Raw genomic sequence first — 16144 nt, 5'->3', positions numbered from 1 at the left:
CACGGCTGGAAACTATCGAGTCGAGGGCTCTACTTTGGGGACGGTGACCTACGACATCATCTTCGCGCGTCGGCGTCCTGGCCGCACCCTCCTGGAGACGTTGGAGGATCGCGCCGCGGAGTACGACCCGGACGCCGAATCGGTGCCCATCGTTGTGACCACGGACCAGCGCGCGGTATGGGAGCGGATCCTGCAGCGGGTCACTGCGGAGGTCGGGCCCGTTACCTCACAGGAGTACCTCTACAGCCTGACCTTGTGGCGGGACGGCCCTGCTGGCCACCTCCAAGTGGACTACGCCGGGGACTCGGCCGACATCGAGATCGCCTACCGCTACCCGGGAAAGGCGGCATTGCCGATCATCGCAGAGGCGTACCGCGTCGCACACATAATCGAGGAAACGACCGGACTCGAAGGCTACGACGGGCAGACCGAACAGCCCATCGCGGTCGGCGACATCGAAGCGGCTGCTGCCAAACTCGCCGGCATCGCCCGTTGGGCCCAAGACAACCTCAGCTGACACCGACCCTCGTGCTACGACCAGCAGCGCGACCTCATCGCCCCAAGCAGGCGAACGCTGTCTGATACGGCACTAGTTGCGAGCCCTTCGGGCTGATGAGGGACCTCTTGTCGTCCAGTGCGCCGATCACCAGATCGGGTTGCGAGATCTTCGGGTTGATGAGGGACGCGAACGTTTGCTTCCGCCGGTCCCAAAGCGGCCACGCACCGTCATCAGCCCGAGAGGGTCCGAAATCCCGATGTGCCTCATGTCCAGGCCAGAGCACACGCGTCGTTATCAGCTTGCGACGATTCGGAAGAGGCAAACGGACCACCGGCGCCTCGTCAGTGCGGTCGTCATTTGAGCCGAGAAGGGTCAGAACCTCCGGGTGTGCTCGGCTCTCGCCGTTACCAGCCCAGAGAATTGGGCTGGCGTAGCACTTGGCCCCCACGACGGTCGGCAACCCGCGTCGGCCACAGCTGGATGCTGTCGCCTTCACTCCCACCCAACGTCGCCCTCCTTCGGCTCAAGCTGCCTTCGCCGAATCGGCCCCCGCGCCCGCGCGCGGAGCGAGGATGGTCATGCGACTGTCGGCGGCGGCGCGGGACGGGTGAGCATCTCCCACCGGGCGATGGCGGCGCCGTACGGCCCCCACCGTCGGTCGGCCCTTCCACGTCCGGGGTCGTCCGCGCCCAGAGCGGCAGGACCACCGCCAACAGCGGCGGACGCCAGCCCGCGCCCAGACGGCGCCCAGGGGTGCCGGTGTCGCTCGCCCGGGGGGTGGGCAGCAGCCACTCCAGCTCGTCGGCCAGGTTCGGCCCCTGACCGCCGTTCTTCCTTTTGGCCGGGTGCTGGGAGCCGCCGTTGCTGCCGATGTTACTCGTCGGCGTTTCGCGGTGCCCCAGCCCTCGGAGGGCCGCTGCTGGAACAAGCCGAGGCTGTCGCGGTCGCCGTAGGCGAGGTTGCGCAGGCCGCTCTCCTGCAGCGCCGTCGCCAGCGCCACGACCTGCCCGCGGGCCGGAATGCCCATGGCCAGACCGGTGGCCGCGACGGTCTTGGCGTTGGGCACCTGCTCGGCCGGATCGTCCAGCCCCGCAACCGTGACGGTGTCGGCGCCGCTGCCGTCCACAATGGCTTTCACCTGAGCGGCAACCGCCGCCGTATCCACAGTCTGTGTGCCGCCGGTGGAACACGAGGCCGCCGCGCTGCCGGCCGTGATGCCCAGCAGCGGAACGGCCAGCAGCAGCGGACCGGCGGCGGCCAGACCGACGACGACTCCGGCGGTCTTCTTCATCGCCGCCACCGCTCGATATGGCAAACGGCGTTACCGGTACGCGAAGTTGGGTCGGTGCCTGGGTGTATCAGGGCGTGCTGCATCGCAGCGGCTCCTCGGAATCGGTAGGAGGCGCGGTGCCGGCTTCTCGTGCACAGCCGCCGGCACCGCGCCGGTGTGAATTCCCGCTTCTGGGCGGGCCCGGGCCAAGGGAGTTGGTGGCTCCCGGACACGGGTCACTGGTTATGCGCGGCAGCCGGCCGCGCTCGTAATCTCAGGTGATACACAACAGACCCCCTGGCGAGGGTGGAAAGCCGGCTCGATGAGTGAACGTGCCTTTCCGGCGACGCGATTGGATACGCGAACACGGATCAGCACAGGTCAACCGGGGTGAAGCGGTGCTCCGCTCCGGTGACGTGGCGAGACAGTAGACCGGAAATCCGGACGCGCCAAATGACCTCTGCGCGGGCTGTGAAGCGGGCCCGGTCTCGTTAGGACGGTCCGGAATTCACGGCTACCCTCCGGCGCAACCCCCGCTCCGAACAGCTGCCTTGGCATTCCCCGGATCGGGCAGCTCTCTCGCGCCCCGAAAGGCCCCGCGCATGACCTACACGCTGCACCGAGGCGACGCCCTCACCGTGCTCAAGACGATCCCCGACCAGTCCGTGCACGCCGTCATCACCGACCCGCCGTACAACAGCGGCGGGCGCACCAGCTCCGATCGCACCGGCCGCACTGCCCGAGCCAGGTACGTCACCGCGGGAAGCGCGCACGACCTGGCCGACTTCCCCGGCGAGAACCGCGACCAGCGCTCGTACCGCTCCTGGCTGACCGAACTGCTCACCGAGTCCTACCGCACCGCGGTCGAGCACGCGGTCGCCGCAGTCTTCTCCGACTGGCGCCAGGAACCCACCACCAGCGACGCCCTCCAGATGGCCGGCTGGACCTGGTCCGGCACCATCCCCTGGATCAAACCCGCCAGCCGTCCCCGTAAGGGCGGCTTCAAACAGGCCGCGGAGTTCATCACCTGGGGCGTCAAGGGCACCCTCGACCACAGCCGCAACCTCTACCTGCCCGGCCACTTCATCGCCTCCCAGCCCCGCAAGGACCGGGTCCACATCACCCAGAAACCGATCGAGGTCATGCGGCAGCTCGTCCGCATCTGCCCCGAAGGCGGCACCGTCCTCGATCCCTTCACCGGCAGCGGCACCACCGGAGTCGCCGCCCTGCGCGAAGGCCGCCACTTCGTCGGCATCGAACTGTCCGACCACTACGCCGCCATCGCCGAACGCAGGCTCCAAGCCGAGCTGACCCAGGACGACTTCATCCTGGCCGGACCGGAAGAGTGAGGCTGGTGCACCGGAGAACCTGCACCAGCCGCCCTCCCGTTGCTGTCAGGCTGACTCGAACATCCACGGGATCAGCCCTCTCGAGGTCGACTGCCTCCGAGCCCCCGTTCCCCCGGGCCCTGCCAGGCCGCGGGGGTTCGTCGGATCACCTCCGCTCGCGCGGAGAGCACACCGCCGACGACATGCAGATCAAGGCGCAGGGCGGATCACCTCCGCTCGCGCGGAGAGCACTGCATCTCGACACGCTCGGGATTGCCGTTGACCGGATCACCTCCGCTCGTGCGGAGAGCACGTCCTGCCGACCGGCGCCGGGAAGACCGTCACCGGATCACCTCCGCTCGCGCGGAGAGCACTTGGGGTCAGCCTGATTGAGGGCCGCCTGCACCGGATCACCTCCGCTCGCGCGGAGAGCACTCGGGTCGGGTCAGGGTGATGGGCGGGGCGGGCGGATCACCTCCGCTCGCGCGGAGAGCACAGGCCGTGGTCCATGAGCATCTGGTCACGGACCGGATCACCTCCGCTCGCGCGGAGAGCACGGCCGCCTCGACATTGGCGACGTCGACGGCTACGGATCACCTCCGCTCGCCCGGAGAGCACAAGATCCTGGAGACGAAGGACTCCCTGAAGTCCGGATCACCTCCGCTCGCGCGGAGAGCACAGAATCGTCTCGGCGTAGATCAGCTCGCCAGGCGGATCACCTCCGCTCGCGCCGAGAGCAGAGACCGACGACAAGGACACCGGTGCCCAGCACCGGGGATCACCTCCGCTCGCGCGGAGAGCACGCCATCAGGTCGCCGAACTCCGACAGGCCACCCGGATCACCTCCGCTCGCGCGGAGAGCACATGTACTCGTCGTACGTGGTGTCCGGCGGGGGCGGATCACCTCCGCTCGCGCGGAGAGCACCATTCGGGGCACGCCCACGGGCCCGGGTCGATCGGATCACCTCCGCTCGCGCGGAGAGCACGGCACCCCGCACCCCGTCAGTGCCGCGGAGGCGGGATCACCTCCGCTCGCGCGGAGAGCACCCGGCAGCTCAGACCCCTTGTCCCCAGCACCGGGGATCACCTCCGCTCGCGCGGAGAGCACGCCATCAGGTCGCCGAACTCCGACAGGCCACCCGGATCACCTCCGCTCGCGCGGAGAGCACATGTACTCGTCGTACGTGGTGTCCGGCGGGGGCGGATCACCTCCGCTCGCGCGGAGAGCACCATTCGGGGCACGCCCACGGGCCCGGGTCGATCGGATCACCTCCGCTCGCGCGGAGAGCACGGCACCCCGCACCCCGTCAGTGCCGCGGAGGCGGGATCACCTCCGCTCGCGCGGAGAGCACTCCTGAGCGGGCACGCCGAGCATCGTGACGAGCGGATCACCTCCGCTCGCGCGGAGAGCACCTGGTGCAGGGCTTCGACGAGGACAGCCAGTCCGGATCACCTCCGCTCGCGCGGAGAGCACGGGTGCCGGGCCGCGGGGAGTCTTGCGAATTCCGGATCACCTCCGCTCGCGCGGAGAGCACCGGCCCTCGTCGGCGGCGATCTCCTCGACCTCCGGATCACCTCCGCTCGCGCGGAGAGCACAGCTCCGGCATGAAACCCGGGGCCAGGACGTTCGGATCACCTCCGCTCGCGCGGAGAGCACATCACGATCCTCATGACCGACTCGCACGCCGACGGATCACCTCCGCTCGCGCGGAGAGCACGGCAGCGCGAACCAGCAGGGGCGGCACAGGTACGGATCACCTCCGCTCGCGCGGAGAGCACAGCGCCCCCACGCTGCCGAGCGCGCCGGTCAGCGGATCACCTCCGCTCGCGCGGAGAGCACGCGGCTGTGGCGGCTGCGGCCCCGGTTCACGGATCACCTCCGCTCGCGCGGAGAGCACGTAGGACACCACGACGTCGCGGGCCGGGCGGCCGGATCACCTCCGCTCGCGCGGAGAGCACACGGACGCGAAGTCCGGCGTCCTGCTCACCAGCGGATCACCTCCGCTCGCGCGGAGAGCACGACCCCTGCCCCGCCGGGTGCGAGAACGGCTACGGATCACCTCCGCTCGCGCGGAGAGCACAGAGTCTCGCGCTGCTGGAACTCGGTGACGAGCGGATCACCTCCGCTCGCGCGGAGAGCACCGCGCCCCACTCAAGATCACATGCGCTGCCGCCGGATCACCTCCGCTCGCGCGGAGAGCACAAGGGGCTGTACTGGCGGCCCGGCCTGCGCGCCGGATCACCTCCGCTCGCGCGGAGAGCACCGATCCTGCCGCTGATTCCGCCGATCGCGCTGCGGATCACCTCCGCTCGCGCGGAGAGCACGGTCTGGCCAACGGCGGCGGCACCGAGACCTCCGGATCACCTCCGCTCGCGCGGAGAGCACGCCGGCACTGCCGCGACGGCCACGGACAGACCCGGATCACCTCCGCTCGCGCGGAGAGCACAGCAGCGGTCGGCGCGGTCGCACGGGCGGCGGCGGATCACCTCCGCTCGCGCGGAGAGCACACTCCTTGACGCCCGGACTGACCTGCGGGAACCGGATCACCTCCGCTCGCGCGGAGAGCACACTCCCCGGACCGTGGCGCGGTCGCGGGGCTTCGGATCACCTCCGCTCGCGCGGAGAGCACCCACATCAGCTCGATCCAGTCCTTCAGCGGAGCGGATCACCTCCGCTCGCGCGGAGAGCACGACCCCGAGCAGCAGATGATCCTCGATGCGCTCGGATCACCTCCGCTCGCGCGGAGAGCACGATCTCCGCTCCGGTGAAATCGGTGAGGCGTGCGGATCACCTCCGCTCGCGCGGAGAGCACGTGTGCTCGCGCAACTCCCGGCCGCTCGGCCGCGGATCACCTCCGCTCGCGCGGAGAGCACTGCATGTGCGCGACGAGATCCTCCAGCGCCAGCGGATCACCTCCGCTCGCGCGGAGAGCACAGCCGCTGAACGCGGGCCTCGGCCTCGGTCACCGGATCACCTCCGCTCGCGCGGAGAGCACGCGTCGCGCCAGGCTTCGGTGACTGATGGCCTCGGATCACCTCCGCTCGCGCGGAGAGCACTACATGCAGGACCAGGTGGCGGATGACGCGATCGGATCACCTCCGCTCGCGCGGAGAGCACGCCCTCAAGCGGTCGTTCTCGGCACGGAGTTCCGGATCACCTCCGCTCGCGCGGAGAGCACGCGGGCAAGTTCCAGGGCTGCGACGAGCAGCGCGGATCACCTCCGCTCGCGCGGAGAGCACAACGAGACTCGGCTGAACATGCTCAACGAGTACGGATCACCTCCGCTCGCGCGGAGAGCACTTGGCGAACCAGCCGCGGGCGGTCTTGTCCGCCGGATCACCTCCGCTCGCGCGGAGAGCACATTGTCGCCAATCCTTCGCCCGGGGGAAGGAGGGGATCACCTCCGCTCGCGCGGAGAGCACGTGTTACCCGGCGCCGCGTACACGATCAGTCCCGGATCACCTCCGCTCGCGCGGAGAGCACCCTTCCTGACCTGCGGGTCTATAGAGGCTTTGCCATGTCGTTATGGGCTGCGGGGCCTCGTGCCGCGTCGAGGGGCGTCCGGGTGGTCATGGTCCGGGAGTCTACGGGCGGCTCGGCGATTGTGCGCAGATCATCCGAGGCGGGGCGGCTTTGTCAGTGGGCGGTGCTATCCCTTCGGCATGGGGTTGGTGAGCGAAGTTCCGCCGGGTGGCGGGGCGTTGGACTGTCGGTTGTGGGGCAAGGAGAAGGGGCTGTCGCGGGCGTATCCCGTGGTGTGCCACCTGTTGGACACCGCGGCGGTGTTCCTCGTCCTGTGGGACGAGTTGCTGGGCGCGCAGATGCGGGGCAGGCTGGCGGGAGCGCTGGGGCTGGACGTCGCCGAGGCGCGGGCGGCCGGGGCGTTCTGGGCGGGGCTGCACGACCTGGGGAAGATCACGCCGCCGTTCCAGGCGCAGGTCCCGGCGGAGTTCGCGCGGATCAAGGGGGAGCCGGAGTATCTGTTCGCTCCTGGCGCCGACGCGTTGCGGGCGTTCCGGCACGAGATGGGGACGCACTGGGCGCTGGCCGGCCTGTTCGACGAGGTGGGGTATCCGGGAGGCGGGAGGATTCCCAGGCGCGCGGTGAGCCATCAGGTGGCGCAGATGCTGGGCGGCCACCACGGATGGTACGGAGCGCCGCTGAAGCCGAAGGAGCTGGCGGCGGCGAGCGCGTACCAACCGGGACTGGGTGAGGACGGATGGGAGGAGCAGCGGCGGCGCCACTTCGTACAACTGCGGCGGATCACCGGTGCCGCGGCCGTGCCCAAGGCCGGACTTCCCGCCGAACTGGCTGTCGTCGTCACCGGCTTGGTGGTGGTGTCGGACTGGCTTGCCAGCCAGACGCACGCGATCGAGCCGCGGCTGCCCGCACCGGGCTGGCGGGCGACTCCGGCGGAGCTGGACGCGCATTGGGAGGGCGCGAGCAAGGTCGCCGGCCAACTCGTGGCCGAAGCGCGGCTGGGACGCGCCCGGTTCGAGACGGTCGGCTTCGCGTCGATGTTCCCGTTCACGCCCAACCCCTTGCAGGCCGACCTGGCGGAACATCTGCCGACTCTGGTCGCCGAGCACGGCCCCGGGCTCGTCCTCGTGACCGCGCCGACGGGCGACGGCAAAACGGAGGCGGCGTTGTTCGCCGCGGCGGAACTGGGCCGGGCGGCCGACGCCCGCGGCTTCTACTTCGCCCTTCCGACGATGGCCACCGCGAACGGAATGTATCCGCGCGTCGCGCAGTTCGCCGAACGGGCACTGTCGGGCGATCGCGCGCTGACCCTGCTGCACTCGACGGCATGGCTGAACGCCGCCTACAACTCCGAGCCGACTGCGGCGCCCGAGGACGGTGACGGGGACGCGCGCAACGCGCCGCACGACGCCGCGGACAACGGCGAGTTGAGCGCCGGGCCGGCCACCGCGGTGGCGGCGGGGGAGTGGCTGCGAGGGGCGAAACGCGGGCTGTTGGCTCCGCTGGGCACGGGCACCATCGACCAGGCCCTGACCGCGGTGCTCCCCGTGTCGTACAGCGCGCTGCGGCTGTTCGGGCTCTCGGACAAGGTCTTCGTCGTCGACGAGGCGCACGCGTACGGGCCGTGGATGCACAAGCTGCTGACGCGGCTGCTCGAATGGCTCGGCGCCTTCCGCGCGCCCGTCGTGCTGCTCTCGGCGACGCTGACGGGCCGCACCGCCGCATCGCTGGTGGACGCTTACCGCCGCGGCGCCGGCTTCCAGGGCGCGACGGCAGTCGAACCCCGTTATCCCGGCTGGCTGTTCGCCGCCGCGGCCGGCGGCGAGGTCGCAGCGCCGCGCGCCACGGCCGGCGAACGTACCCGCACCGTCGAGATCGAGACCCGGCCCGTCGCATGGGACGTCGCCGACGCTCCGGAGAGCGGGCCGCGGCCGGGAGGTCGTCGAGCTGCCCTGCGCGAGGCTCTCGCTCCGGTCGTCCAGGACGGCGGCACCGCGCTGGTGTGCTGCACCACCGTCGCCGAGGCCCAGCGCACGTACCGCGATCTGCGCGCCGCCTTCCCCGACCTGGCGAAAGCGGACGGCGGCCTCAGGCTGCTGCACTCCCATTTTCCGGCCCGCGACCGGCAGCGCATCACCGACGCGTGCGAGGCCGCGTACGGCAAGCCCCGGACGCCGCAGGACATCGCCGCGCCGCGTCCGGCCTCCGTCCTGGTGGCCACCCAGGTCGTCGAGCAGTCCCTCGACCTCGACTTCGACCTGGTCGTGAGCGATCTCGCGCCGCTTGCGCAACTGCTCCAGCGGGCGGGCCGCGCGCGGCGCCACGCCCGCGGCCGGAGCGGCCGCCCGGCATGGGCGAGGCCCGAGGACCACCCCCGCCTGGTGGTACTCGAACCCGTCGAGGACGGGCAGGCCGGCCGGCCACCGCGCAGCTGGGGCTCGGTGTACGACCCCGGGTTGCTGCGCCGCACCGCGCTGCTGCTCGACGACTGCGCGGCAGCGGGCATCGCCGTGCCCACGGACGTCCAGCGCCTGGTCGACCTCGTCTATGCACCGGACTTCGTCGACGGCCTGGACGAGGCCGCGGCCCGCGAGATCCGACGCATGGACGCCGAGCGGCTGGCAGAGCAGACGGCGGAGGAACATCTCGCCGAGATCGTCGACATCTGTGGGCCCGCCGACGTGGACGGGAACCTCTACCTCCTCAGCCGAGCCGAGCCCGGTGTCACGGAGGAACTGCTCACCACACGGCTCGGCGCGGACACCGGGCGGGCGCTGTGCGTGTACGAGCAGCACGACGGCTCGCTGACCCTCGATCCGCAGGGCGCGGTTCCTCTTCCCCGGAGCGCTGCGCCGGTTCCGCGCAGGGACGTGGTGCGCGTGATGGAGCACGTCGCCCCGGTCCCCGGGAAGTGGCTGCGCGGCGAGGGCGACACCGTGGCGCCGCCGGCGGCCTGGGCGAAGCAGGCGCTTCTGCGCGACGTGGTCCTGCTCCGCATGCGGCCGAGCAGCGGAGAACCCCTGACCTGGGAGTGCCCGTTCGGCGGCTGGATCATCGCCAGCAGCCCCGAAGGGCTGGAACGCAAGGCCGGTTGACCATGCGCGATACCGCTCACCTCCGCGCACGCGGAGTCCCTCACCTCATTGTGGCCCGGAAGGGAGACCTCGTGTCGACCGGCACCCCCAACCTGCTCGAACACCCCTGGATACCGGTTCGTTGGACCGAGGACGCCTCCGCGGACCGGCCGCCGATGGTGGGCCTGCGGACCGTACTGGACAGGAGCCATGAGATCGCCGGACTCGCGGTGGCGCAGCCGCCGGCGCACTCCGCGCTGCTGCGCATCCTCTACGCTCTCACCGCCCGTGTGACCGGTTTGGACGAGGCCGGCTCCGACTGGTCCGATCGCCGTGACGGCATCGTGGGCGAAGGACGCCTGCCGCGGGCCGGCATCGACACCTACCTCTCCGCCTACGAACGCCGCTTCTCCGTCTACGACCCGGTCGGCGGCCGACCGTGGATGCAGGACCCGCGGCTTCGGGAGCAGTGCGACGCCGACAACACCGCGGGCGTGAACAAGCTGATCGTCACGCGGCCCGCCGGCAACAATCACGCCTGGTTCCGCCACGGCAGCGACGCCGCTCCCGATCTGCCGACAATCTCGGAGGCGGTTCTCAACCTGCTGGTCTGGCACTACTACGGGCCGTCGGGCCGTTGTTCGTCCCGCGAGGTCAACGGGGTCAAGACCGCGAGCATGACCGCCGGGCCGCTGCGTACGGCGCTGTCGTACCACCCCGAGGGAGACACGCTCTTCGAGACGCTGCTCGCGGGACTGGTCAGGCCGGACAGTGGTGTCCGGCGCACGGACGACCAGTGCCCGTGGGAGTTCGACGAACTGCCCGACCCCGACGGTGCGCCACGGCCGGTGACGGGGCCGTGCTCCCAGCTGACCGCGTGTTCCCAGCACGCGCTGCTGCTCGTTCCCGACGAGGAGGACGGTGAACGCGTCCGCGACGCGTTCATCACCTGGGCCTACCGGACGAAGCGCGCGACCCGCGACGACGACTTCCTGATCTGGCAGACCAGCCAGCAGGGCAACCGCTACCCGCGGCCGGCCAGTTTCCAGCGTGCGCTGTGGCGCGACCTGGACGCGCTGCTGCTGCGCGAGGCGCCGGGAGCCGCACGACCGCGGCAGCCGAAGGTCTTCGCCTACGCGGCCGACGTCTCCGAGGACCTGCGCGTGCGCGCGCTCGGCTTCGATCAGGAAGGCCAGGCGAAGGACACGCAGTTCGTCGACGCCTCCACCCCGCCGGTGCTGGGCGACGTCGAGGAGTGCAATCCGCGCACCGCCCCCGCCGTGGGCCAACTGCGGCGCCTCGGTGAGTTGTACGGGGCCGGCTGGAACGTGCGGTCCGCAGGGCGTGGGCTGAGTACACCGACAGTTCCGCAGCCGACGGCGGGGCGTGGGCGGCGCAGGCATCCGCCCGTTACTGGCCGCGGGCCGAGGCGCAGTTCTGGTCGCGTTTCCGGGCGCTCGACCGGAGCGGGCGCGCGCTGGACGCGGGTCTCGATCTCGCCGCGGCGCGCAAGGCGTTCCGGTTGATCGCCGAGGAGGCGTACGAGACGGTCACCGATCCGGTGACGCGCACCCTACGCGGTGCCCGTGCCGTCTCCCAGGCGCGCATCGAGCTGTACGGCGGCAAGCGCAAGCCCAAGGCGGCGTGACATCGCCCGCCGCGCCCGGGCCTGTACGCGCGCCGCGCACCTGGGCACCCGCATGCCGCTCGAACCCTTCCCCCGACCTCTTCGGCACGTTCAGCACATCCGACAAAGGAGTCGCCTCCGCCATGACGACGGTCACCTCAGCGCAGGACGATCCGGCGGTACCCCGTCGCGAGAAGCGCCTGGCGTTCGTCCGCTACATCGAGAACATCTGCCGTGACGATCCGGGGGCGCGGGCGGCCCTGCGCAGCGGCGTCCGGCGGGGGCTGGACGACGTACCGCGCATGCACCGCATCGTCGTGCCCGGGCTTCCCTCCCGTGGGCGGGGCCTTTCGGAGCACGAGCAGCGCGCGCACTACACGGTCGCCGCGATGCTCGCCGACCAGCCGCGTAATCGGCTCACCGCCGACGGCGGCGACGGCACCGGAGACGACGGCGCCGGTGCGGAGTTGGCGTCGCTCGCGTCGGGCGACGAACGTGCGGCCGCCGACGGTACGCCTCCCGCGGAGGGCGACCCGGTGCGTCAGGACTCGCCACATCGGCCGGCGCGGTACGGGACGAGCCTGGGCGCGTCGTTCGCCGAGGCCGTCACCACGTCACCCGGCAGAGAACGGGAGATGCGGGCCTCCGCGGCCGAGCAGCGGCTGAACCTGCTGACCCGTCAGAGCGTGAACGGTCTGCACCGGCACCTTCCCGCCGCCGTCCGCTACCTGCTCGACGTCGGCGTCCCGGTCGACCTCGCGCAGCTCCTCGACGACCTGATCGCCTGGCCCGTCCACTCCGGCCGGATCTCCCGCCGCTGGCTGCAGGACTTCTACCGGCTCCGCGACAAGGCGGTGGCCGACGATGCCGCGGCGGGCGACGAGCAGGCGCCGCTCGATCCCGCGCCGACGCAGTGACCGCGCTTACCCCGCCGCGTCCTGCCCCCGACCACCACATGATCCGTTCGCCGCACCAGGAGTCACCCATGACCGCACCCGCCCGATTCATCGACATCCACGTCCTGCAGAGCGTGCCCTTCGCCAACCTCAACCGCGACGACACGAATTCGGTCAAAACGGTTCTTTACGGCAATGTCCTGCGTACCCGCGTCAGCAGCCAGTCCTGGAAGCGCGCCCAGCGCGAGAAGTTCCAGGAGCTGATCGGCGCACAGGCCCTGCGCACCCGGCGGATCGGCGAGCGCGTCACCCGCGAGCTGCAGCAGCGCGGCTGGCCCGAGCAGCTCGCCCAGCGCGCCGGCGGGCACATCGCGGCCGGCAGCAGCATCAAGTTCGAACTGGGCAAGAAGCCCGACGACTCCAAGCAGATCGTGCCCAACAAGGTCCTGACCAACGCCATGGTCTACGTCCCCGAGATCGCGGTCGGCGAACTCGCGGACCTCGCCCAGGAGTTCCGCGAGCAGCTGGAGAACGCAGCGGACATCAAGAAGCCCACCGACAAGAGCGTCCTGCCCCAGGACCGCATCGAAGGCGTCCTGCGCTCCCGCAACGGCGTGATCAACCTCTTCGGGCGCATGCTCGCCGAGATCGACGCCGCCGGCGTCGACGGCGCCGTCCAGGTCGCCCACGCCCTGACCACGCACGGAACCGACGTCGAACTCGACTACTTCTCCGCCGTCGACGACATCACCGCCGCATGGAACGACTCCGCCGGCAGCGCCCACATGGGGCACGCCGAGTTCAGCGCCGGCACGTTCTACCGCTACGCCACCGTCGACCTGCGCGACCTGGCCGTGAACGTGGGCGACGACGCCACAGCCGTCCGCGAACTGCTGACCGCGTTCCTCCGCTCGTTCATCGAGTCCCTGCCCCAGGCCAAGAAGAACTCCACCGCCCCGCACACCATCCCGGCCCTGGCCCACATCAGCGTCCGCACCGACCGGCCCCTGTCGTACGCGGCGGCATTCGAGAAGCCGGTCGCGGCAGCGCGCGAAGGGGGCTTCACCGACAACTCCATCGAGCGCCTGGACTCCTACGCCGCGGCGGCCAACAAACTGCTCGGCGCCTCGCGCGTGCTGAACGCGGGCTGGACGAGCCTGGAGACCAAGGAACCGACCGGCCTGGGCGCCCGCGCCGACTCCTTCGACGATTTGATCGCCGCGGCACTGGACGCCGCGCTCGGCACCGCCGGAGCCGCAGCCGCATGACCACCGCACCCGCACCCGTAGGCGCACCCGCGCCCGCACTCGACCCCCGCCCCGGCGCCGTCGCGCCACCGAGCCGGCGGCCCGAACCCGGACTGCTGCTGCGGTTCGCCGGGCCCTTGCAGTCCTGGGGCGAGCACAGCCACTTCAACGAACGCGACACCGCCGCCTTCCCGACCCGTTCGGGCGTCATCGGCCTGCTGGCCGCGGCCCTCGGACGCGAACGCGGCGCGGCCGTCGACGACCTCGCCGCCGTCTCGCTGACCGTGCGCATCGACCGCCCCGGCGTGCTGCTGCGCGACCTGCACACCGTCGGCGGCGGCCTGCCGGCCAAGGCCACCGTCACCACGGCGGAGGGCAAGAAGCGCCCCGGGGACACCGGCACTCTGCTGACCCACCGCATGTACCTGGCCGACGCCGTCTTCACCGCAGCGGTCGCCTTCCCCGACGACCTCGATGACCCCGACCACCCCGACCGCCTCGACCGGCCCGACGCCCCCGGCGGCCTCGCACGGGAGTGCGCCCGCGCCCTCGTCGATCCGCGGTGGCCGCTGTTCCTCGGACGCCGCTCCTGCCCGCCTGAGGGCCCGCTTCTGCTGGCCCACACCGCCGACACGCTCGCGCACCTCGTCGCGCTGCCCCTGGCCGCGCATCCCCGCAACGCCCCGGCCTCCGCTGTCGAATTCGTGTCCGACCGCCCGCTGGACCGGCTGCCCGTACCCCCGATTCCGGAAGCCTCCGACGAAGGCGATGGCGGTGGCGCGGCCGGCGCCGAGTTCCACGGCGGCCCGCAGGATCACGACGACGGCAGCCGGCCGGTGGGCGAGATCACCGACGACCCGGTGTCGTTCCACCCCCGATCCCGTTCGTACCGCGCCCGTCCGCTGTACCGCCGCCGCGCGCTCCTCTCCGCGCAGCCCACCCTCGGCGCCGAACACCTCGACGCGCTCCACTCCTACCTCATCGCCCACCGCCTCGCCCCCTTCGGCGACGCGCTGGAAGGGAGCCGATGATGACCGTCTGGCTCACCCGGATCGTCCCCGACCCCCGCTCGGCCCAGGCCCGCAAGGACACGCAGGGCAGAGCGGCCGCGATGCACCTGCACCGACGCCTGATGTCCCTGTTCCCCTACGACCTCGGCGCCGCGGCACGCGCGCAACTCGGTGTGCTGTTCCGCACCGAGGACACCCCGGACGGCCCGCACGTGCTGCTGCAGAGCGGCGAACGCCCCGACACCACACTGCTCCCCGACGGCTACGGCACCGCCACGAGCAGACCCCTCGACCCGCTCCTGGACGCCCTGCGCCCGGGACTGACCATCCGCTACCGCTGCGTCGCCAGCCCCGTGCGCAAGCCCGGCGCCACCACCCGTGCCGCCTACCGCCTGCCTCCGGTCGTCGCGCTCCACGGAACGGCCGCCGACGAATGGTGGCTCCGGCAAGCCGAAGCCGGTGGCCTCAAGCCCCTCGATGTGCACTCGCTGCCCCTGGACGCCGTCAGCGGTCCCCGCGGCACGAACGGCCCCGCCGCCGATCAGCGCGTCCGGCACGCCCGCATCCGCTTCGACGGCACCGCCGCGATCATCGACCCCGACCTGCTCCGCGCGAAGATCACCGAAGGCATCGGCCGGGGAAAGGCGTACGGCTGCGGACTGCTGTCCATCGCGCCGGCCCGGAGCACCGGATGAGTCCCGCGACCTCCTCGGGCGCCCGGCAGCGCGACCCCGCCGACGCCCGGCGCCGCCTCGCCGCGCCCACCGTCGCCATGCTGCCGCGCGTCGCCGACAGCCTGTCCTTCCTCTACCTCGACATCGTGCGTATCCACCAGGACGACACCGGCGTCTGCGCCGAGATCACCAGCGAACGCCGCGGCACCGAGACCGTCTACCTGCCGACCGCCGCCCTGGCCTGCGTCCTCCTCGGCCCCGGAACCTCCATCACCGCCCGGGCGCTGGCCACCTTCGCCCGCCACGGCACCACCGTGCTCGTCACCGGCTCCGGCGGTGTGCGCTGCTACGCCGCCACCACGCCGGACTCCCTCACCACCACCTGGCTGGAACGACAGGTCCGCACCTGGGCCGACGACGACCGACGACTCGCCGTCGCCACCGCGATGTACGAGAAGCGCTTCGGACCCGGATCGGTTCCCGCCGGCACCACGCTCGCCCAACTGCGCGGCATGGAAGGGCAACGCGTCCGGGCGCACTACCAACTCCTCGCCCGCCAGTACAAGATCGGTCGCTTCCGCCGCGCCTACGACCCCGCTTCCTGGGACACCCAGGACCCCGTCAACCTCGCACTGTCCTCGGCGAACACCTGCCTGTACGGCATCGTCCACGCCGCGATCCTCGCCCTGGGCTGCTCACCCGCCCTCGGCTACGTCCACAACGGCAACCAGCAGGCGTTCGTCTACGACATCGCCGACCTCTACAAGGCCGAGCTGACGATCCCGCTCGCCTTCTCCGTCCACGCCTCGGCCAACCCCGAAGCCGAGGCCCGGCGTTCCTTCCGCGACGCGCTGCGCCTGTTCAAGCTCCTGCCGCGCGTCGTCGCCGACGTCCAGCACCTGCTCGATCCCGACACCGAGATCGACGTCCCCGACCCCGAGGAACACCTCGTCGACCTCTGGGACCCGGTCACCGGCGTCATCCCCGGGGGCGTCAACCACGCCGCGGACGCGGCGCCGTGAGTCGCACCCGCCGCCC

At 71.4% G+C, this 16144-nt stretch carries 10 protein-coding genes, 1 pseudogene and 1 CRISPR repeat array; of the genes and pseudogenes, 10 read left to right on the top strand and 1 reads right to left on the bottom strand.

The genetic code is table 11. The annotated features are described in order from the left end of the window. The first annotated feature begins 43 nt into the window (after positions 1 to 43). Complete coding sequence (locus VSR01_RS11385; protein ID WP_326449147.1) at positions 44 to 517, top strand: hypothetical protein; 474 nt, start codon at positions 44 to 46, stop codon at positions 515 to 517. A gap of 859 nt (positions 518 to 1376) precedes the next feature. On the opposite strand, the pseudogene VSR01_RS11380 reads toward VSR01_RS11385, so the two are convergent. Next, positions 1377 to 1790: pseudogene (locus tag VSR01_RS11380) on the bottom strand (hypothetical protein); the annotation flags it as partial. 581 nt (positions 1791 to 2371) lie between these two features. Here VSR01_RS11380 and VSR01_RS11375 point away from each other — a divergent pair. The 9 genes from VSR01_RS11375 to cas1e all read left to right on the top strand — a co-directional run bounded on the left by VSR01_RS11375 (position 2372) and on the right by cas1e (position 16128). Further along, positions 2372 to 3118, top strand: a complete 747-nt coding sequence (locus VSR01_RS11375; protein ID WP_326449146.1) for a DNA-methyltransferase — start codon at positions 2372 to 2374, stop codon at positions 3116 to 3118. A gap of 141 nt (positions 3119 to 3259) precedes the next feature. Further along, a CRISPR array of direct repeats spans positions 3260 to 6581; the repeat unit is 29 nt; unit sequence CGGATCACCTCCGCTCGCGCGGAGAGCAC. A gap of 179 nt (positions 6582 to 6760) precedes the next feature. Further along, complete coding sequence (locus VSR01_RS11370; protein ID WP_326449145.1) at positions 6761 to 9673, top strand: CRISPR-associated endonuclease Cas3''; 2913 nt, start codon at positions 6761 to 6763, stop codon at positions 9671 to 9673. 71 nt (positions 9674 to 9744) lie between these two features. Beyond that, complete coding sequence (gene casA / locus VSR01_RS11365; RefSeq protein ID WP_326449144.1) at positions 9745 to 11178, top strand: type I-E CRISPR-associated protein Cse1/CasA; 1434 nt, start codon at positions 9745 to 9747, stop codon at positions 11176 to 11178. After that, positions 11175 to 11300, top strand: a complete 126-nt coding sequence (locus VSR01_RS11360; protein ID WP_326449143.1) for a hypothetical protein — start codon at positions 11175 to 11177, stop codon at positions 11298 to 11300. The genes casA and VSR01_RS11360 overlap by 4 nt, the downstream gene beginning before the upstream one ends. Positions 11301 to 11422: 122 nt before the next feature. Continuing rightward, positions 11423 to 12196: a type I-E CRISPR-associated protein Cse2/CasB gene (casB, locus tag VSR01_RS11355; RefSeq protein WP_326449142.1), complete on the top strand. Its 774-nt coding sequence runs from the start codon at positions 11423 to 11425 to the stop codon at positions 12194 to 12196. 68 nt (positions 12197 to 12264) lie between these two features. Then, the gene (cas7e, locus tag VSR01_RS11350; RefSeq protein ID WP_326449141.1) at positions 12265 to 13443 is read left to right on the top strand and encodes a type I-E CRISPR-associated protein Cas7/Cse4/CasC; all 1179 of its coding nucleotides are present in this window, start codon (positions 12265 to 12267) and stop codon (positions 13441 to 13443) included. Beyond that, positions 13440 to 14453 (top strand): type I-E CRISPR-associated protein Cas5/CasD, encoded by a 1014-nt coding sequence (gene cas5e / locus VSR01_RS11345; RefSeq protein ID WP_326449140.1) that lies wholly within the window; start codon positions 13440 to 13442, stop codon positions 14451 to 14453. Before cas7e ends, cas5e begins: the two co-directional genes overlap by 4 nt. Then, entirely contained in the window at positions 14453 to 15127 is a 675-nt protein-coding gene (gene cas6e, locus VSR01_RS11340; protein WP_326449139.1) for a type I-E CRISPR-associated protein Cas6/Cse3/CasE, read from the top strand. Before cas5e ends, cas6e begins: the two co-directional genes overlap by 1 nt. Next, complete coding sequence (gene cas1e, locus VSR01_RS11335; RefSeq protein ID WP_326449138.1) at positions 15124 to 16128, top strand: type I-E CRISPR-associated endonuclease Cas1e; 1005 nt, start codon at positions 15124 to 15126, stop codon at positions 16126 to 16128. Before cas6e ends, cas1e begins: the two co-directional genes overlap by 4 nt. The last annotated feature ends 16 nt before the right edge of the window (positions 16129 to 16144 follow it).

Source organism: Actinacidiphila sp. DG2A-62 (assembly GCF_035825295.1).
Taxonomy (GTDB): domain Bacteria; phylum Actinomycetota; class Actinomycetes; order Streptomycetales; family Streptomycetaceae; genus Actinacidiphila.
The sequence above is the reverse complement of the archived record's forward strand: the minus strand, read 5'-3'. Positions and strand labels throughout refer to the sequence as shown.

Excerpts from the sequence above, each read along its gene's own strand:
- VSR01_RS11370 (WP_326449145.1), top strand. The coding sequence starts at position 6,761 with ATGGGGTTGGTGAGCGAAGTTCCGCCGGGTGGCGGGGCGTTGGACTGT.
- cas5e (WP_326449140.1), top strand. The coding sequence starts at position 13,440 with ATGACCACCGCACCCGCACCCGTAGGCGCACCCGCGCCCGCACTCGAC.
- cas1e (WP_326449138.1), top strand. The coding sequence starts at position 15,124 with ATGAGTCCCGCGACCTCCTCGGGCGCCCGGCAGCGCGACCCCGCCGAC.
- cas6e (WP_326449139.1), top strand. The coding sequence starts at position 14,453 with ATGACCGTCTGGCTCACCCGGATCGTCCCCGACCCCCGCTCGGCCCAG.
- VSR01_RS11375 (WP_326449146.1), top strand. The coding sequence starts at position 2,372 with ATGACCTACACGCTGCACCGAGGCGACGCCCTCACCGTGCTCAAGACG.
- casB (WP_326449142.1), top strand. The coding sequence starts at position 11,423 with ATGACGACGGTCACCTCAGCGCAGGACGATCCGGCGGTACCCCGTCGC.
- cas7e (WP_326449141.1), top strand. The coding sequence starts at position 12,265 with ATGACCGCACCCGCCCGATTCATCGACATCCACGTCCTGCAGAGCGTG.